Annotated in this window: 11 protein-coding genes and 2 tRNA genes; 4 read left to right on the plus strand and 9 right to left on the minus strand. The window is 70.2% G+C overall.

Annotated features, from left to right (window positions below; translation table 11 throughout):
• Positions 1 to 93: 93 nt before the first annotated feature.
• Both CLV40_RS14430 and CLV40_RS14435 read right to left on the minus strand, forming a co-directional pair.
• Entirely contained in the window at positions 94 to 1,137 is a 1,044-nt protein-coding gene (locus CLV40_RS14430; protein ID WP_104479374.1) for a helix-turn-helix domain-containing protein, read from the minus strand.
• Positions 1,134 to 1,745 carry a hypothetical protein gene (locus CLV40_RS14435; RefSeq protein ID WP_104479375.1) on the minus strand — a complete coding sequence of 204 codons (612 nt, stop codon included), beginning with the start codon at positions 1,743 to 1,745 and terminating at the stop codon, positions 1,134 to 1,136. Before CLV40_RS14435 ends, CLV40_RS14430 begins: the two co-directional genes overlap by 4 nt.
• A gap of 69 nt (positions 1,746 to 1,814) precedes the next feature.
• Between CLV40_RS14435 and CLV40_RS14440 the strand changes: the two genes are divergently transcribed.
• Positions 1,815 to 2,465 carry an aminodeoxychorismate/anthranilate synthase component II gene (locus CLV40_RS14440; RefSeq protein WP_104479376.1) on the plus strand — a complete coding sequence of 217 codons (651 nt, stop codon included), beginning with the start codon at positions 1,815 to 1,817 and terminating at the stop codon, positions 2,463 to 2,465.
• An 86-nt stretch (positions 2,466 to 2,551) separates the two neighbouring features.
• On the opposite strand, the gene pknB is transcribed toward CLV40_RS14440, so the two are convergent.
• The 7 genes from pknB to CLV40_RS14475 all read right to left on the minus strand — a co-directional run bounded on the left by pknB (position 2,552) and on the right by CLV40_RS14475 (position 12,423).
• Positions 2,552 to 4,558, minus strand: a complete 2,007-nt coding sequence (pknB, locus tag CLV40_RS14445; protein ID WP_104479377.1) for a Stk1 family PASTA domain-containing Ser/Thr kinase — start codon at positions 4,556 to 4,558, stop codon at positions 2,552 to 2,554.
• Positions 4,559 to 4,652: 94 nt separating this feature from the next.
• A complete protein-coding gene (locus tag CLV40_RS14450) occupies positions 4,653 to 6,134 on the minus strand; it encodes a protein kinase domain-containing protein (RefSeq protein ID WP_104479378.1) in 1,482 nt (493 codons plus the stop codon).
• A 3-nt stretch (positions 6,135 to 6,137) separates the two neighbouring features.
• On the minus strand, positions 6,138 to 7,625 hold the full coding sequence (locus CLV40_RS14455) for a peptidoglycan D,D-transpeptidase FtsI family protein (protein WP_104479379.1): 1,488 nt from the start codon (positions 7,623 to 7,625) through the stop codon (positions 6,138 to 6,140).
• Positions 7,622 to 9,091: an FtsW/RodA/SpoVE family cell cycle protein gene (locus tag CLV40_RS14460; RefSeq protein ID WP_104479380.1), complete on the minus strand. Its 1,470-nt coding sequence runs from the start codon at positions 9,089 to 9,091 to the stop codon at positions 7,622 to 7,624. The genes CLV40_RS14455 and CLV40_RS14460 overlap by 4 nt, the downstream gene beginning before the upstream one ends.
• Positions 9,091 to 10,560 carry a PP2C family protein-serine/threonine phosphatase gene (locus CLV40_RS14465; protein WP_104479381.1) on the minus strand — a complete coding sequence of 490 codons (1,470 nt, stop codon included), beginning with the start codon at positions 10,558 to 10,560 and terminating at the stop codon, positions 9,091 to 9,093. Before CLV40_RS14465 ends, CLV40_RS14460 begins: the two co-directional genes overlap by 1 nt.
• Complete coding sequence (locus CLV40_RS14470) at positions 10,557 to 11,015, minus strand: FHA domain-containing protein FhaB/FipA (RefSeq protein ID WP_104479382.1); 459 nt, start codon at positions 11,013 to 11,015, stop codon at positions 10,557 to 10,559. Before CLV40_RS14470 ends, CLV40_RS14465 begins: the two co-directional genes overlap by 4 nt.
• Before the next feature lie 196 nt (positions 11,016 to 11,211).
• Positions 11,212 to 12,423: an FHA domain-containing protein gene (locus tag CLV40_RS14475; RefSeq protein ID WP_104479383.1), complete on the minus strand. Its 1,212-nt coding sequence runs from the start codon at positions 12,421 to 12,423 to the stop codon at positions 11,212 to 11,214.
• 133 nt (positions 12,424 to 12,556) lie between these two features.
• Between CLV40_RS14475 and CLV40_RS14480 the strand changes: the two genes are divergently transcribed.
• The 3 genes from CLV40_RS14480 (at position 12,557) to CLV40_RS14490 (ending at position 15,304) form a co-directional block, all read left to right on the plus strand.
• Positions 12,557 to 12,639: transfer RNA gene (locus CLV40_RS14480), tRNA-Leu, on the plus strand.
• Between the two features lie 199 nt (positions 12,640 to 12,838).
• Positions 12,839 to 12,910, plus strand: a tRNA-Pro gene (locus tag CLV40_RS14485).
• A gap of 48 nt (positions 12,911 to 12,958) precedes the next feature.
• Entirely contained in the window at positions 12,959 to 15,304 is a 2,346-nt protein-coding gene (locus CLV40_RS14490; RefSeq protein ID WP_245931281.1) for a hypothetical protein, read from the plus strand.
• Positions 15,305 to 15,377: the final 73 nt, after the last annotated feature.

The raw sequence follows: 15,377 nt of genomic DNA on the forward strand, positions 1-15,377 counted from the left end.
ACGGTCCCTCACTTTCACTTCGGCCAACCCGATCGGGTGGTCACCACCGCAGTGCGGCGAACAGCGTTTCGCATTAAGGCGAATTGCTCGCGCCTACACAGACTGCAGCCGACGGGGCGGTCGGGTGAAGGGGTTGTTCGGCGAGTGCTCGGCAAACCCGGCGATGTCGGCGATCTCGCGGTCCGTGAGCCCTTTTGCCCGCAGGGCGGCGCCGATGCTGGCCACGAGTTCGGGCGTCTCAGGAGCCAAGCGATCGCTAGCGGGCTCGTTGGTCTTCCAGCCGCGGGCGTTCATGGCCTTGTAGAAGGTGGTCCGTTCGGTAGCTGTCACCAGCTCGAGGGCGTATGCCCGCTCGAAGAGCGCTTGCATGGACACCCCCCACACACACTTGAGATCCCGCAGACGTCCGAGGGTGACTGGCCGAAGTTCGGCCTTGATCACGTGAGCGGGCATCAGGAGTTCGGCGGCGAACTGGTTCGCTTCCCGCTCGGGGTCATCGGTGGCCAGGCCGTTGTGCAGTACCAGATGTCCGAGTTCATGGGCGAGAGTGAGGCGCTTGCGGTCGACGGGGATGGTGCTGTTGATCAGGAGTACCGGATGGTCGTTGATCCACTGGGACAGCCCGTCGATGCGGTGGGTGCCGAAGTTCTCCTCGAGAATCACACAGCCTGCTGCCTCTAGCCACCGGGTCAGGTTGCGGATGGGGCCGACCGGCAGGCGCCACTGGGCGCGCACCATCAGCGCTGCCTCGGCAGGTGAGGTATCGATCGGGTCGAATGTGGGGACGCTCTGCTCCGCCCGCATCGACACCTCCTCGAACAGCAACGACAGGTGAAGACGGTGCACGTTGAGCTTCGCCTCCAGCCTGCGCCACAACGATGCCTTGGTGGTCTTCTGTCGTCGCATGTGCGCATCCACGGCCAACGCACCTCGAACAGCGTGATCACGGGTGAGGAATCGCGCGGAGACCTCCAGGATCGCGGCCAGCTTCTCGAGAACGGCCTCATCCGGCATTCGCTGGTCGTTCTCGTAGCGTGAGAGGGCCGCCTGGGTCAGGCCTGCCTGAACGCAGAGTTCGTCTTGCGTGAGTCCGCGGGCACGGCGAAGCGTCTCCAGCACATCGCCGATACCGCTCATGTCCCCTGTTCCTCGTCCGTCTCCGCGATCACGCTGTAGAGGTCGATCTGCGGCAGCGACGGGTCGACCGGAGTCCATGCGATCGCTGTGCCGCCTGCCTCGCCCGCGCCGCCGTTGACCTCGACCGCCCAGATCGCGTCCGCGCCGAGACCGTCACGCAGGGAGATGAGTGCGCTGCCGATCTCGCGCAACTCGGGATCCCAGCGGTATCCGAACCCGAGGCGGACCTCCTCCATACCTGCCAAGGTGTCCGACTGCGCCCAGAATGCCAGTGCGGCCGTAGTCGGGAACGAGCGGATGCGGTCATGTGCGCTGTGACGCTTCACCCGGGCGCGGTACTTCATCCCGACCACGATCTCGCGGAGCACTCCTTCGTCCGCCATGGTCACCGAGTCGATGTCGACGAAGCCTCGGCGCAGATGGGACCACAAGCGGTCGTGCAGCCAGTTGGCCAACCCCCGCTCGCCATGGTCCGCCACCCACGACGGAAACGTCTCGCGGTAGAGCGTCAGATCCACCTTCGTGGCCTTCGTGGCATCAACCAGGCCGCCGACAACCTTGTCACCGAGATCGTCGAGGACCGCCTCGGCCGAAGGGTATGAAAACATGACAGAAAATATACCACCCTAAATGGAAAGGGCGCGAGGGGAGAGAGGCGGACGGGTAGGTTGTGGGCCATGCGCGTCCTGGTGGTCGACAACTACGACAGCTTCGTCTACAACCTGGTCCAGTACCTGGCCCAGCTCGGTGTCGAGTGCACCGTCTGGCGCAACGACGCGCCGGAGTTGGCGGGAGCGGAGGCGTTGGCGGGGTTCGACGCCGTGTTGGTCAGCCCCGGGCCCAGCACTCCGGAGCGGGCCGGGTTCAGCGTCGACGTGGTTCGGCGGTGTGCCGATGCGCGGCTGCCGCTGCTGGGGGTTTGCCTGGGGCACCAGGCCATCGGGGTGGCTTGGGGGGCGACGGTGGATCGCGCGCCCGAATTGCTGCACGGGAAGACCAGCCGGGTTTTCCACAGCGGGGGTGGGGTGCTGGCCGGGTTGCCGGATCCGTTCACCGCGACCCGCTACCACTCGTTGAGCATTGTTCCGGAGACTATTCCGGAGGGGGATTTCGAGGTCACCGGGCGGACCGAGAGCGGGATCGTCATGGGGATGCGGCACCGGGAGCTGCCGATCGAGGGGGTGCAGTTCCACCCCGAGTCGGTGTTGACCGAGGGTGGGCACCGGATGTTGGCGAACTGGTTGGGGCAGGCCGGGTTCCGGGTGCCGAAGTCCCGGGTGGACGAGCTGGAGCGGACCATGCGCGAGTTGACCAAGGCGCTCGCGTAGCGGACCGGAGACGGGACCGGAGCGGAACCGTTCGGAGAATGGAAAGGGCCCTCCCGAAACCGGGAGGGCCCTTTTCCGCGCGGTGCCTAGTTGCGCGGGAAAGACGTCGGGATGGTCGGCACGCCGCCACCGCCGCCGCGTTTGCCGATGGTGATGCTGAGCGTCTCGTCCTTGTCGATCTTCTCGCCGGGCTGCTTGTCCTGCTCCTCGATGCGACCGGGTTCGTCGCGGGGGTCCTCTAGGGGCTTCTCGGTGATGTCGAAGCGGCCGTTCCAGCCCATCTGGGACAGGATGCCCTGGGCCTCGGCCCGGGACCTGCCGACCAGGTTCGGCATCTGCAGGCCGTCCTTGTCGCCCTTCGACACGCTCAGGGTGATCACCGTGCCCTTGCGCGCCTTGCCGCTCTTCGGCGTCTGGTCGACGACCTGGTCCTTCGGCTGGTCGGACGACACGTCCTTGCGCTGAGGGGTGAAGCCCGCGGTCTGCAGGTTCTGCGCGGCGGTGGCGTAGTCCTGGCCGACCAGGTTCGGCACGTCCACCGCGTCCGGGCCCTTGCCGATGGCAAGTTTGATGGTGGTCCCCGGCGCGACCTGCTGGCCGCCCGACGGGTTGGTGCCGACGACCTTGCCGATCAGCTTCTCGTCGTCGGTCGCTTCCTGGTCGACCTCGGGGGCGACCGCCAGCTTCGCGTCCTGCAGCGCCTTCACCGCGTCCTGCTGGGACTTGCCCACCACGTCCGGCACCGGCACCTTGCCCGGGGCCGTGCCGACCTTCAGCGTGATCCGGTCGCCCTTGTGCACGTCCGAGTTGGCCGCCGGGTCGGTGCTGACGACCTTGCCGATCTGGTCCGGGGCGCACGCGCTCGGCTGGCCGTCGACCTGCTCGCACACCACCGGCTCGCGCTGGACCTGCAGGCCCATGTTGCTCAGCTTGGTGTCCGCCTCGCTGGCCGTGAGGGTGCTGACGTTCGGCAGCTTGAACGCCTCGTTGCCGGTCGGCTTCTCGTCCTTGCCGTTCATCAGGATGAACAGCACCGCGACCAGGGCGAACACCACCAGCGCGGCCAGCACGACCAGCCAGGTCTTGCGGCGCTTGCGCTTGCGGTCCTCTTCGTCCTGGTCGTAGCGGTCGTAGCTGTCGTACTCGTCGGCCACGACCTCCGGGCGGTGCCTGCCGCGGACCTCGGTGGGCCGACCCTGGCCCATGACCGTGGTGCGGTCCTCGTCGGTCATCACCATCGGCGCGGCGGGCCGCTGGCCGGAGAGCACCCGCACGATGTCGGTGCGCATCTCGGCCGCCGACTGGTAGCGGTTGGGCGCGCCCTTGGACATCGCCTTGAGCACGATCGCGTCGAGCTGCGGGCTGACCCGCGGGTTCAGCGCCGACGGCGGCTTCGGGTCCTCCCGCACGTGCTGGTAGGCCACGGCGACCGGGGAGTCACCGGTGAACGGCGGTTCGCCGGTGAGCAGTTCGAACAGCACGCAGCCGGTGGCGTAGACGTCGCTGCGGGCGTCCACCGCCTCGCCGCGGGCCTGCTCCGGCGACAGGTACTGGGCGGTCCCTATCACCGCCGCGGTCTGGGTGACCGCGACCTGGCCGTCGGCGACCGCGCGGGCGATGCCGAAGTCCATCACCTTCACCGCGCCGGAGCGGGTGATCATCACGTTCGCGGGCTTGACGTCGCGGTGCACGATGCCGTGCCGGTGGCTGAAGTCCAGCGCGGCGCAGACGTCGGCCATGATCTCCATCGCCCGCTGGCCGGGCAGCGGCCCCTCGGACTTGACGATGTCGCGCAGCGTCCGCCCGTCGACGTACTCCATGACGATGTAGGGCAGCGGGCCGCCGTCGACGCGGGTCTCGCCGGTGTCGTACACGGCCACGATCGCCGGGTGGTTGAGCGCGGCGGCGTTCTGCGCCTCGCGGCGGAAGCGCTCCAGGAACTGCGGGTCGCGGGCCAAGTCCTGGCGGAGCACCTTCACGGCGACCTCGCGCGAGAGCCGGACGTCGCGGCCGCGGTGGACCTCGGACATGCCGCCGTAGCCGATCGTCTCGCCGATCTCGTAGCGGTTGGAGAGCAGTCGCGGTGTGGTCATCGGTGCGTTGTCCCGCTCCTAGTCAAGTCCTGTCCCATCGTGCCTGCTGTCCTGGCGCGGACTGGCAGGGTCCTGCGGCGGTTCCGGTGGGCGCTCATCCGGGCGGTCCGTTCTGCGCGGGCCTGCACCGGACCGTGATGTCGGTGCCCGGTTTCACCCGGCCGTTCGGTGAGACTCCCACGACCGGGCAGTTCGCGGGGTCCCCCGGCGGAATACCCATGTCGGTTACCACGAACGGCTCGAGCCCCATCCGGGTCAGGTCCGCCTCGACGTCGGCGGCGGGCCGCTCCAGGAAGAACTTCTCCGGCACGCTGACCAGGTCACCACCCGGGTCGACGTCGCCGGGGCGGGTGGTTCGGGTGGTGGTCGGCGCGGCAGACCCCGCGCCGGGCAGTTCGGGCTCCTCGTCGGAACCCGTGCTCGGCGTCGGCTTGCTCTGCCCGGTGGGCCGGGAGCCCGCGGGCCCGGCCGGGCCCTTGCCATCGTCGGAGCCGAACACCGCGGTCAGCGCGAAGGCCAGCCCCGCGATCAGCAGGACGACCAGCACCGCGATGGCCAGCCACAGCCCACCCCGGCCCTGGCGGTGCGGCGGTCGCGGCATGCCCATGGGGAACGGGCCGGAGCCCGGCGGGTGGCCGGGCGGCGGGACCGGCAGCAGCCCGGGGTGGGTCCCGGTGGCGGTCAGGTGCTGCTGCGGGTGCGGGACCGCCATGGCCAGCCCGGACGGGGCGGGCAGCGGTCGGCCCGCGCGCACCGCCGCCGCGGCCGCGGCGAACTCGCCGCCGTTGCCGTAGCGGTGCCTCGGGTCCTTGACCAGCGTGGTCTCGATGAGCGCGCGGGCGCCCGGCGGCACGTCCGGCGGCAGCGGCGGCGGCAGGTCGCGGATGTGCATCATCGCGACCGTCACCGCGTTCTCCGACAGGAACGGCCTGCGCCCGGCCAGGCACTCGTAGCCGACCACGGCGAGGGAGTACACGTCACTGGACGGTTCGGCCTCATGCCCCAGAGCCTGCTCCGGGGCGATGTAGTGCGCCGTGCCCATGACCATCCCGGATCGGGTGACGGGCGCGGCGTCGGCGGCCTTGGCGATGCCGAAGTCGGTCAACTTCACCACCCCGGCGGGGGTGATCAGGATGTTGCCGGGCTTGACGTCGCGGTGCACGTACCCGCGTTCGTGCGCGGCCTGCAGCGCGTGCCCGGCCTGCTCCAGGATGTCGAGGGTGCGCTCGGCGGAGATCCGGCCCTCCTTGGCCAGGATCGCGGCGAGCGGATCGCCCTCGACCAGTTCCATGACCAGGTAGGCGGTGTCCTGCGGGCCGTCGACGATGGCCGCGGTCTCGCCGTAGTCGTGCACCGCGGCGATGCCCGGGTGGTTGATCGACGCGGTGGTCCTGGCCTCGGTGCGGAAGCGGTGCAGGAACTCCGCGTCCCCGCACAGCTCCGGCTTGAGCACCTTGACCGCGACCAGCCGGTCGAGCCGGGTGTCGGCGGCCTCCCACACCTCGCCCATGCCGCCGACCGCGATCCGGCGGGCGAGCCGGTAGCGGTCGGCGAGGAGCTGGCCGGAGGTGAGCATGGCTCAGGCACCGCCCAGCGCGGCGTTCATGGTGGCCCGGCCGATGGCCGCGGACAGCTTGCCGCCGGTGGCGGCCACGTCCTGGCTCTCCACCACGACGGCCACCGCGACCTTCGGGTCCTCGGCCGGGGCGAAGGCCACGTACCAGGCGAACGGCGGGGTGTTCTTCGGGTCGAGGCCCGCCTCGGCGGTACCGGTCTTGGACGCGATGGTCAGCCCGTCGCGCTTGCCCTCGCCACCGGTCTTCGACTCGGAGGTGATCATCATGTCGCGCAGCTGCGTCGCGGTGTCGCGGGACATGGCCCGGCCGAGGCTGTCCTCGTCCAGGTGCGAGATCTCCGAGAGGTCCGGCGCCAGGATCGACTTCACCAGCTGCGGCTTCATCCGCTCACCGCCGTTGGCGATGGCGGCCACGATCTGCGCGTTCTGCAGCGGCGTCAGCCGCACGTCGCGTTGGCCGATGCCGGTCTGGAACAGCGCGTTGCGGTCCACCACGTCCATGCAGGACGCGCGGGGACCGATGCAGGACTGCTCCACGCTCATCGGGATGGTGAGGTCTTCCTCACCGAGGCCGAACTTGGCCGCCTGGTCGCGCAGCTTGTCGTTGCCCAGTTCGCTGGCGAGCTGGGCGAAAGCGGTGTTGCAGGACAGCGACAGCGCCGTCTCCATGGTGACGCCGTTGGGGGCGCCCGCGCAGAAGCCGCGGTTGTAGTTGCGCAGCTCCGAGCCGCCGACGGCGATCTTGTCGGCGGAGGTGACCTGGGTGTCCTTGTTCTTGCCGTCGGCCAGCGCGGCGGCGGCCACGACCAGCTTGAACGTGGAGCCCGGCGCGTAGGTCTCGGAGATCGCCCGGTTGAGCATGGGCTTGCGCTTGTCGTTGTTGAAGGTCTGCCAGGCCTGCTCCTGCGCCTCCGGGTCGTGCGCGGAGAGGCCGTTGGTGTCGTAGGACGGCGTGCTGACCATGGCCAGGATCTCGCCGGTCTTCGGGTTCAGCGCCACGACCGAACCCGCGTAGCCCGCCTTCTCCATCGCCGCGTAGGCCGCGGTCTGTGCAGCCGGGTTGATCGTCAGCTCGATGTTGCCGCCGCGCGGGTCCCGGCCGGTGATCAGGTCGGAGAGCCTGCGCACGAACAGCCGGTCGTCGGAGCCGTTGAGGATCTCGTCCTCGGCGCGCTCCAGGCCGCCCGCGCCGTAGCGGATCGAGTAGTAGCCGGTGACCGGTGCCCAGGTGGGCGCGTTGTTGTAGACGCGCAGGAAGCGCAGCCGGTCGTTGGTGGGGTTGACCGTGGCCACGACCTGCATCTGGTTGTTCTTGTCCCGGACCAGGATCTTGCCGCGCTCGCGGGAGTACTCCTCGTAGAGCACCCGCCGGTTGCGCGGGTCGGTGCGGTACTCGTCGGCCTTGATGATCTGGATGTAGGTGGCGTTGGCCAGCAGCAGGATGATCATGGCGAGCATGGCGAGGCCGACCCGGCGCAGGGGCGTGTTCATGTCGGCCGCTCCACCATGACCGTGTGCGCCTCGGCGATCGGGGCCTGCTGGGCGGGCCGCGGCCGGTTGCCGGTCTGCGGCCTGCGCGCGGCGTCGGAGATGCGCAGCAGGAGGGCGACCAGGACGTAGTTGGCCAGCAGCGAGGAACCCCCGTACGACAGGAACGGCGCGGTGATGCCGGTCATCGGGATCAGCTTGGTGACACCGCCGACGACCACGAACACCTGCATGATCAGCGCGAAGGACAGGCCGCCGCCGAGCAGCTTGCCGAAGGTGTCGCGCACGGCCAGCGCGCTGCGCATGCCGCGCAGCGCCAGCACGGTGTAGACCATCAGCAGCGCGGCCAGGCCGATGAAGCCGAGCTCCTCGCCGATCGCCGCGGCGATGAAGTCGGTGTTGGACAGCGGAACCAGGTCCGGGCGGCCCGCGCCGAGCCCGGTACCCGCGACGCCGCCGGTGCCGAGGCCGAACAGCGCCTGCGCGATCTGGTAGCCGCCGCCCTGGGCGCCGTAGGTGGCCAGCGGGTCGAACCAGTTGGCCACGCGCTGCTGCACGTGGGTGAACAGGTGGTAGGCGATGACCGCCCCGCCGATGAACAGCCCCACGCCCAGCACGACCCACACACCGCGCTCGGTCGCCACGTAGAGCATCACCAGGATGGTGGCGTAGAACAGCAGCGAGGTGCCCAGGTCCTTCTGGAAGACCAACACGCCCAGCGAGACCGCCCAGGCGAACACGATCGGACCCAGGTCGCGGGCGCGCGGCAGGTCGACGCCGAGCAGCCGCCTGCCCGCGGTCATGAACAGGTCGCGTTTGGACACCAGGAACGCGGCGAAGAACACCAGCAGCAGGATCTTGGCGAACTCGCCCGGTTGCAGCGAGAGCGGACCCACCTTCAGCCAGATCTTGGCGCCGTTGATGGTCGGGGCGATGAAGCTGGGCAGGAACGCGGGCAGCGCCAGCAGGAACAGCCCGGCGAAGCCGAAGGTGTAGTTGTACTTGGTGAGCGTGCGGTGGTCCTTGATCACGATCAGCACGGCCAGGAACAGCAGCAACGCGACCGCGGTCCACATGATCTGCCGGGGCACGTCGTTGCTGATCTCGTGGCCCGCGCGCAGGTCCTTCTCCGCCTGGGCGAGGTCGATCCGGTAGATGAAGACCAGACCGATGCCGTTGAGCAGCGCCACGCACGGCAGGATCAGCGGGTCCGCGTACGGCGCGAACCGGCGGACCGCGACGTGCGCGATGGTGAACAGCCCGAGGAACGCCAGCCCGTACCAGACGATCCGGAACGTGAGCTGCTGCTCCTGGTTGGCTTCGACGAGCATCAGCGCGGCGGAGACCACGAACGCGGCGAAGCCGAGCAGGACCAGCTCGGTGCCCCGACGCGTGGGCGCCGCCTTGTCACCGCCCGCGCTGTTCTGCCCGGTCGCCGGGCCAACCGCGCCTTGGACCGGAGATGCCATCAGCCGCCGCCCTCGTCCTCGGCGCGTGGGTTGCGGCAGTTGACCCCGGGCTGCGGCTGGTCGCGCACCGTGGAGGTGGCGGAGCCGGTCGTCGCGGGGGGTGTCGTGGTCGCGACGGTGGTGGTGGCCACCTCGGTGCCCCCGGGCACGGGGGTCGTGGTCGTCACCGGGACCGTCGTCGTGGTCGTCGTCTGCTCACCCGGGTTGGGCACCGGGTTCTGCCGGGCCACCAGATCGGCGCAGTCGGGCAGGCCGAAGCGGCTGCGCAGCTCCTGGACGAACTCGCGCGCGTCGGCCGGGTTGCTGAACGTGTTGCTGCCCGTGCGGACCTCGTTCTTGCCGAACTGCTCGAGGTCGTCGACGTAGTAGCGGTCGCAGCCGGAGGTCCGCGGGTCGCAGGAGCCCTCCATCTGGCTGTTGAGCGACAGGCCGAGCACGCTGCCGCGCACGCCCTGGAAGATCGCGATCTCGCCGTCGCGGCCCTCGCCGACGAAGTACTGGTTGTCCACCCAGATCCGGGCCGCCACCACACCGGCCACCAGCAGCACCAGCAGTAGCAGCAGCCCGATGAGCAGCCGCATGCGCTTGCGCCGCTTGACCCTCGGGTCCGGCGGCGGGGGCTGCTCGACCTTGCGCGGCTCGGGCCGCGGCGTGGTCATCGCGCTGGCCCGCGAGGCGGGGGAGTCCGGCGGCGGGGTCTCGTCGGAGCCGTTGCCCGCCGCGCCGCCGATGATCGGGTAGTTGTCGCCGTAGTCGATGTCGACGACGTCGGCGATGATCACCGTCACGTTGTCCGGACCACCGCCGCGCAGCGCCAGCTCGATCATCCGGTCCGCGCACTCCTGCGGGTCCGGGATCTGCACCGCCTCGCTGAGCGTCTCGTGGCTGACCGGGCCGGACAGCCCGTCCGAGCACAGCAGGTACCGGTCGCCCGGCCGCGCCTCCCGGATGGTCAGGCTCGGTTCCACCTCGTGCCCGGTCAGCGCCTTGAGCAGCAGCGACCGCTGCGGGTGGGTGGCCGCCTCGTCCTCGGTGATGCGACCTTCGTCGATCAGCGACTGGACGAAGGTGTCGTCGTGGGTGATCTGCGAGAACTGCCCGTTGCGGCGCAGGTAGACCCGCGAGTCGCCGACGTGCACCAAGCCGATCCGGTTCCCCGCGAACAGGATCGCCGACAGGGTGGTGCCCATGCCGTCGAGTTCGGGGTCGCTGGCCACGAGCTCGGCGATGGCGCCGTTGCCCGCGAGCGTGGCCTCGCGCAGCTGGCCGAGCAGGTCGTCGCCGGGCTCGTCGTCGTCCAGCGGCGCGAGCGCGGCGATCACCACCTTGCTCGCCACCTCACCGGCGACGTGGCCGCCCATGCCGTCGGCGAGGGAGAGCAGGCGCGGTCCCGCGTACACGGAGTCCTGGTTGTTGGAACGCACCAGGCCCCGGTCGCTGCGGGCCGCGTAACGAAGCACAAGGGTCATGAGCGCAGCTCGATCACCGTCTTGCCGATACGGATCGGGACACCTAGTGGCACCCGGAGGGGTTGGGTGACCTTAGCCCGGTCCAGGTAGGTGCCGTTCGTCGAGCCCAGATCTTCGACGTACCAGTCCGTGCCGCGCAGCGAGAGCCGCGCGTGCCGGGTGGAGGCGTAGTCGTCGTCGAGCACCAGCGTCGAGTCGTCCGCGCGGCCCATCAGGATGGGCCTGCCGTCCAGGGAGATCCTGGTCCCGGCCAGGGCGCCGTGGGTCACCACGAGCTGCCGGGGGACCTTCCCGCCGCGGGTCTTGCCCGGCGTCTTGCGGAAGCCCGGGACCGCGACCCGCAGACCGGACGCGGCGTAGAGGTCCGAGCGGACCACCCGCAGGGCCGCCAGCACGAACAACCAGAGCAGGGCGAGGAAGCCCGCTCTGGTCAGCTGCATCACCAACTCAGGCACTTGTTGTGACCGCTCCTGCTTCTCACGGTGTCCAACTCGACATGAGGACTGCCCAGGGCGTACGCCCCCGGACAGCCCTCAGGACGTCTGGTCGACCTCGTACGTTGCCTCGCCTGCCCGCGCATGGTGGGGACCGCGCGTTCGGTGTGTCTTGGAGCTTCCCCGACCCGAGGACACCCGAGAGGAGGAGCCCCGATCAGCCCTGGGTGCGGAACACCAGCGACGAGTGGCCGATCCGCACGACGTCGCCGTCGGCCAGCTGCCAGGTCTGCACCGGCGTGCCGTTGACGGTCGTGCCGTTGGTCGAGCCGAGGTCGGCCAGGGTCGCGCTCTGCCCGTCCCAGGTGATCTCCAGGTGGCGGCGGGAGACACCGGTGTCCGGCAGCCGGAAGTCCGCGTCCTGGCCGCGGCCGACCACGTTGCCGCCCTGCTTGAGCGAGTAGTTGCGGTTGGAGCCGTCGTCGAGCTGCAGGCTCGCGGAGAGCTGGCGGGGGCCGGTCTGCACCGCGGGCGGGGCGTAGCCCTGCTGCTGGCCGTACGGGTCCTGCCCGTAACCGCCCTGCTGCTGGCCGTAACCCTGGTCATAGCCACCACCCTGGTGCTGGCCGTAGCCCTGCTGCTGCTGGCCGTAACCCTGGTCGTAGCCGCCCTGCTGCTGGCCATAGCCCTGGTCGTAGCCACCACCCTGGTGCTGGCCGTAGCCCTGCTGCTGCTGGCCGTAGCCCTGCTGCTGGTCGTAGCCACCCTGCTGCTGGCCGTAACCCTGGTCATAGCCGCCCTGCTGCTGCTGGCCGTAACCCTGGTCGTAACCACCGTGCTGCGGTGGCTGCTGGCCGTAGCCCTGCTGACCGTAGTTGGGATCGTTGCCGTACTGGCCCTGGCCGTACCCGTACTGCTGCTGTCCGTACGGGTCGCCATCAGGCGCCTGGCCGTAGCCGGGAGGCTGGCTCATGGATCGGTCTCCTGCGTTGCGGGGTTGTGCCTGCCGTTTAGCCGCCGGTCGGCCCCCGCCGCCGGCTTGCGGCTGGGCCTTCACGTCGGGGTCGACGGACGAGCGGGTTCGGAACTGTCCGGTGTGCAGCGCGTCGGAACGCTCGAGGGAGACTACGACGTCGCCATAGGTGTCCCAACCGTGCTCGGCGAGATGTTCGGAAACGCAGTCGGCGAGCAGTGCCTTCATGCGGTCCTCGTCACCCGCGAAGTTCTGGTGGTCAGCCGGGCCCAGGGCCACCACGTAGTGGTTGGGCGCCAGCAGCCTCCCCCCGGCCAGTTCGCGGACGTTGTCCTCGCCTTCGCGCTGCAGTGCCTGCGCCACTTCCTGCGGCACCACGTTGCCACCGAACACACGCGCGAAGGAGTTGCCCACGACCTCCTCCAGCTTGCGGTTCAGCCGCTGTCCGATGCCCATGAGCCCTCCTTCCCGTCCGTGCTCCTGGACCGATCGTATCCGGGCGCGCCGTGCAGGACACGGGTATGTGCGAACCGGGTTTTCGACCGTGCTAGAGTTCTCCACGTCGCCAAGACAGGGACACCAACCACTCGGGCGAGTGGCGGAATGGCAGACGCGCACGGTTCAGGTCCGTGTGTCCGAAAGGACGTGGGGGTTCAACTCCCCCCTCGCCCACGGCCTCGGCCGACCCATGTTCGCGGAAAGCGCGAACCGGGTCGGCCGTTGTTGTTTCTGGGGGCCGAGCCCCCAGACCCCCACGGTGCGATCGGTGGCGGACCCAGCGTGGGAGCACGAGGATCGTGCCGAGTGGTCAGGCATCTGGTGCCGAGTGGTCAGGCATCTGGTGCCGAGTGGTTGGGCATTGGTTGTGCCGCATGGAGTAGATCAGTGGTAGATCGCCTGGCTCGGGACCGGGAGGGCGCGGGTTCGATTCCCGCCTCCATGGCCGGTATCCGCATCGGTCGCGAACCGGTGGAGCAGGTGGGGAGCCATGATGGACCGGTCACGCGCGGCTGAACCGCCGGAGGAGTCCGGTTACGCGGTGGGGCGGCTGTGGGACGCGCTGCACTCGGCGGCCACGCTCGGGAACGCCGCGGCGCGCGCCAGGGCGGCGGCCAAGGTCGAGCGGTGGCGGTCCGTGCTCGACGGCATGGCGTCCGGTGGGCTGGCGATCGGCTCCCGGACCCCGGTGGCCGATACCCCGGTCTGGGCCACCCTCGAAGTGGTCACCGGTGGCTTCGCGACCGGCCACCTCCTGGCCGACCAGCCGCTGGACTCGGCTGAGTGGGCCCGGTTGGACGCGCTGCCCCCCGGACCCGGGCGGACGGACCGGGAACGGCTCAACCTGCACTACCTCACCGACGAGGGCCAGGCCGAGCTGCTGGCGGCGCTGGCCGAGGAGCGGTACCGGATCGACCTGCCCGAGCACGCCGCCCTCGCGGTCGTTGCGCTACTGGTCGAGCGGCACCGCCCCGAGCAGGCGCTCGACCTCGTCACCGCGCTTCGTCCGCTGATGGACCGCCTCCGCTTCACCCCGGTGTTCACCGACCGTCCCATCGGGGCCGGTGAGTCGGTGCACCTGGTGCGGGTGGGCGAGGTGGCGGAAGCGCTGCGGGACCGGAGCGTGCCGGGGCAGTTGGTCGCCATGCGGGAGACCCTGTCCGTGTGGAACCCGCTCTACGACGACCTGATTGCGCTCTGGGCGGACACGGTCGAAGGAGATCTTCCCCACCTCGTCGACGGGGCGGTCGTCGGCGGACAGCCCGCAGGGCACTTCCTGGACGGGTGGGCCGCTCGCCGCACCCGGTGGTTGGACCGCTACCTCGCCGCCGAGCGCGCGGCCGCCACGCCGAGCAGGCACCGGCACGCGAAGAGCACTTTCACCTGGCTGCGCCGGGCCCTGGAGGACGGTGGCGCGGACGGCTCCGGTCTGACCGGACGTGACATCGGTCGCATTCGGCGGGCGCTGGCCGGTGCCGTCACCCGGTACGGCGCCCCGGGCAGTGACACCCACACCGCGTCGCGCGCGTCCCAGGCCGAGGAGATCGCCCGGCCCACGCACGCCCAGGTGGCGTGGGCCGTGGCCAAACGCCTCGACCGGTACCCCGCCGACGGCGGCCTGCCGGACCTGGACCCGGTTGTCGCCGACGTCACTCCCGCCGAGCACCCGGAGCTCGGCGCGGACGCCCCCGTGCCGCCGTCCGTGCGCACGCGGGTCCTGCGCGCGCTGGAGGCGCCGGTCGACGAGCTGGTCGCCCACGGCGTGATCACCTCCAGCGAGGTGCTGGCCTCGGTGCTGCCGCAGGTGTCCGCGCGGTACGTGTCCGGGAGCATCGACGACCCGGTGGTCGCGGGCCTGCACGCGCGCACCTACACGGCGTTCCGGCGCAGGCGCGGCGTGTTGCTGCTCAACCTGGAGAGCCAGGTGGGATTCCACGAGCTGCCCTGGGTTGGACCGATGCAGGACTTCCGGACCTCGGGCAGGTCGGGGCGGCCCGCGGGCCAGGCGCTGCGCCGGGCCGTGCTGCTGGCGCTGCGCTCGTTCCCGGCGCAGATCCTGCCGAACCCGCTGGTGCGGGAGATCGGCGCGCTGGCGCGGGCCGCAGACGTGCGGCTGCCGCTGGTGGAGGAGTTGGCGGCGGACATCTTCATGGACGAGTTCACCGACAAGTGGGAGCGGGCGGCGCGGATCGCGAGCCGGGTCCTGGAGGGCACCCTCTACGCCCGCTACTACGACCTGCCACGGCCGTCGGACTGGCCCGTCGAGCAGCCGAGGGTGACGCTGTGGGAGCGGACGCGGGGGCGGGCCTCGAACTCCTTCGGCGAACTGTGCCGCGCCCGCGCCGTCGAGGCGGGGAAGAAGCGCGGGTGGAGCGTGGCGGGCAACGGCGCCGTGCTGGAGCAGAGCCAGATCCTCACGACGCACAACCTCGCGGTGCTCGCCGCGGAGCTCGACCTGCTGCCCGTGCTCCGCGACCAGGCCCCCGACCTGGTCGACCGGATCCTCGCCGAGCTGCTGCGGGGCTGGGATCGCCTACCGCAGGAACACCACCCGCGGCTGACCACGATCAAGAACATCGCCTATTCGTGGCGGCAGGCGGTCTACTTCCTCAGTTTGTGCGACGACGAACGGCAGGCGGTGGTCGTCGCCGATCTCCGCGCGGCCACCGCGAGTGGTCGCCGCGCCGCGTTGCGCCCGGTCGTGGACGGACTGGCCACTGTGCTCGACGGTGGTCGGTTCACCGCGGAGGGACTCACCGCCGATGGCCGGGGCAAGCGCCTGCTGGGCTGGTCACTGGGCCCGCACTGGCTCGTCGAGATGCTCGATTCCGCGCGCTGACCTTGGGATCCTCAAGACCTCGACGACCCATTGCACCCATAGCCCTTTCCCCGCGTTATGCGGGAATTCGGCG

The organism is Actinokineospora auranticolor (assembly GCF_002934265.1).
GTDB lineage: Bacteria > Actinomycetota > Actinomycetes > Mycobacteriales > Pseudonocardiaceae > Actinokineospora > Actinokineospora auranticolor.

What these genes read in the sequence shown, in the direction of transcription:
- CLV40_RS14430 (WP_104479374.1), bottom strand. Translation starts at nt 1,137, where the DNA reads ATGAGCGGTATCGGCGATGTGCTGGAGACGCTTCGCCGTGCCCGCGGA.
- CLV40_RS14435 (WP_104479375.1), bottom strand. Translation starts at nt 1,745, where the DNA reads ATGTTTTCATACCCTTCGGCCGAGGCGGTCCTCGACGATCTCGGTGAC.
- CLV40_RS14440 (WP_104479376.1), top strand. Translation starts at nt 1,815, where the DNA reads ATGCGCGTCCTGGTGGTCGACAACTACGACAGCTTCGTCTACAACCTG.
- pknB (WP_104479377.1), bottom strand. Translation starts at nt 4,558, where the DNA reads ATGACCACACCGCGACTGCTCTCCAACCGCTACGAGATCGGCGAGACG.
- CLV40_RS14450 (WP_104479378.1), bottom strand. Translation starts at nt 6,134, where the DNA reads ATGCTCACCTCCGGCCAGCTCCTCGCCGACCGCTACCGGCTCGCCCGC.
- CLV40_RS14455 (WP_104479379.1), bottom strand. Translation starts at nt 7,625, where the DNA reads ATGAACACGCCCCTGCGCCGGGTCGGCCTCGCCATGCTCGCCATGATC.
- CLV40_RS14460 (WP_104479380.1), bottom strand. Translation starts at nt 9,091, where the DNA reads ATGGCATCTCCGGTCCAAGGCGCGGTTGGCCCGGCGACCGGGCAGAAC.
- CLV40_RS14465 (WP_104479381.1), bottom strand. Translation starts at nt 10,560, where the DNA reads ATGACCCTTGTGCTTCGTTACGCGGCCCGCAGCGACCGGGGCCTGGTG.
- CLV40_RS14475 (WP_104479383.1), bottom strand. Translation starts at nt 12,423, where the DNA reads ATGGGCATCGGACAGCGGCTGAACCGCAAGCTGGAGGAGGTCGTGGGC.
- CLV40_RS14490 (WP_245931281.1), top strand. Translation starts at nt 12,959, where the DNA reads ATGGACCGGTCACGCGCGGCTGAACCGCCGGAGGAGTCCGGTTACGCG.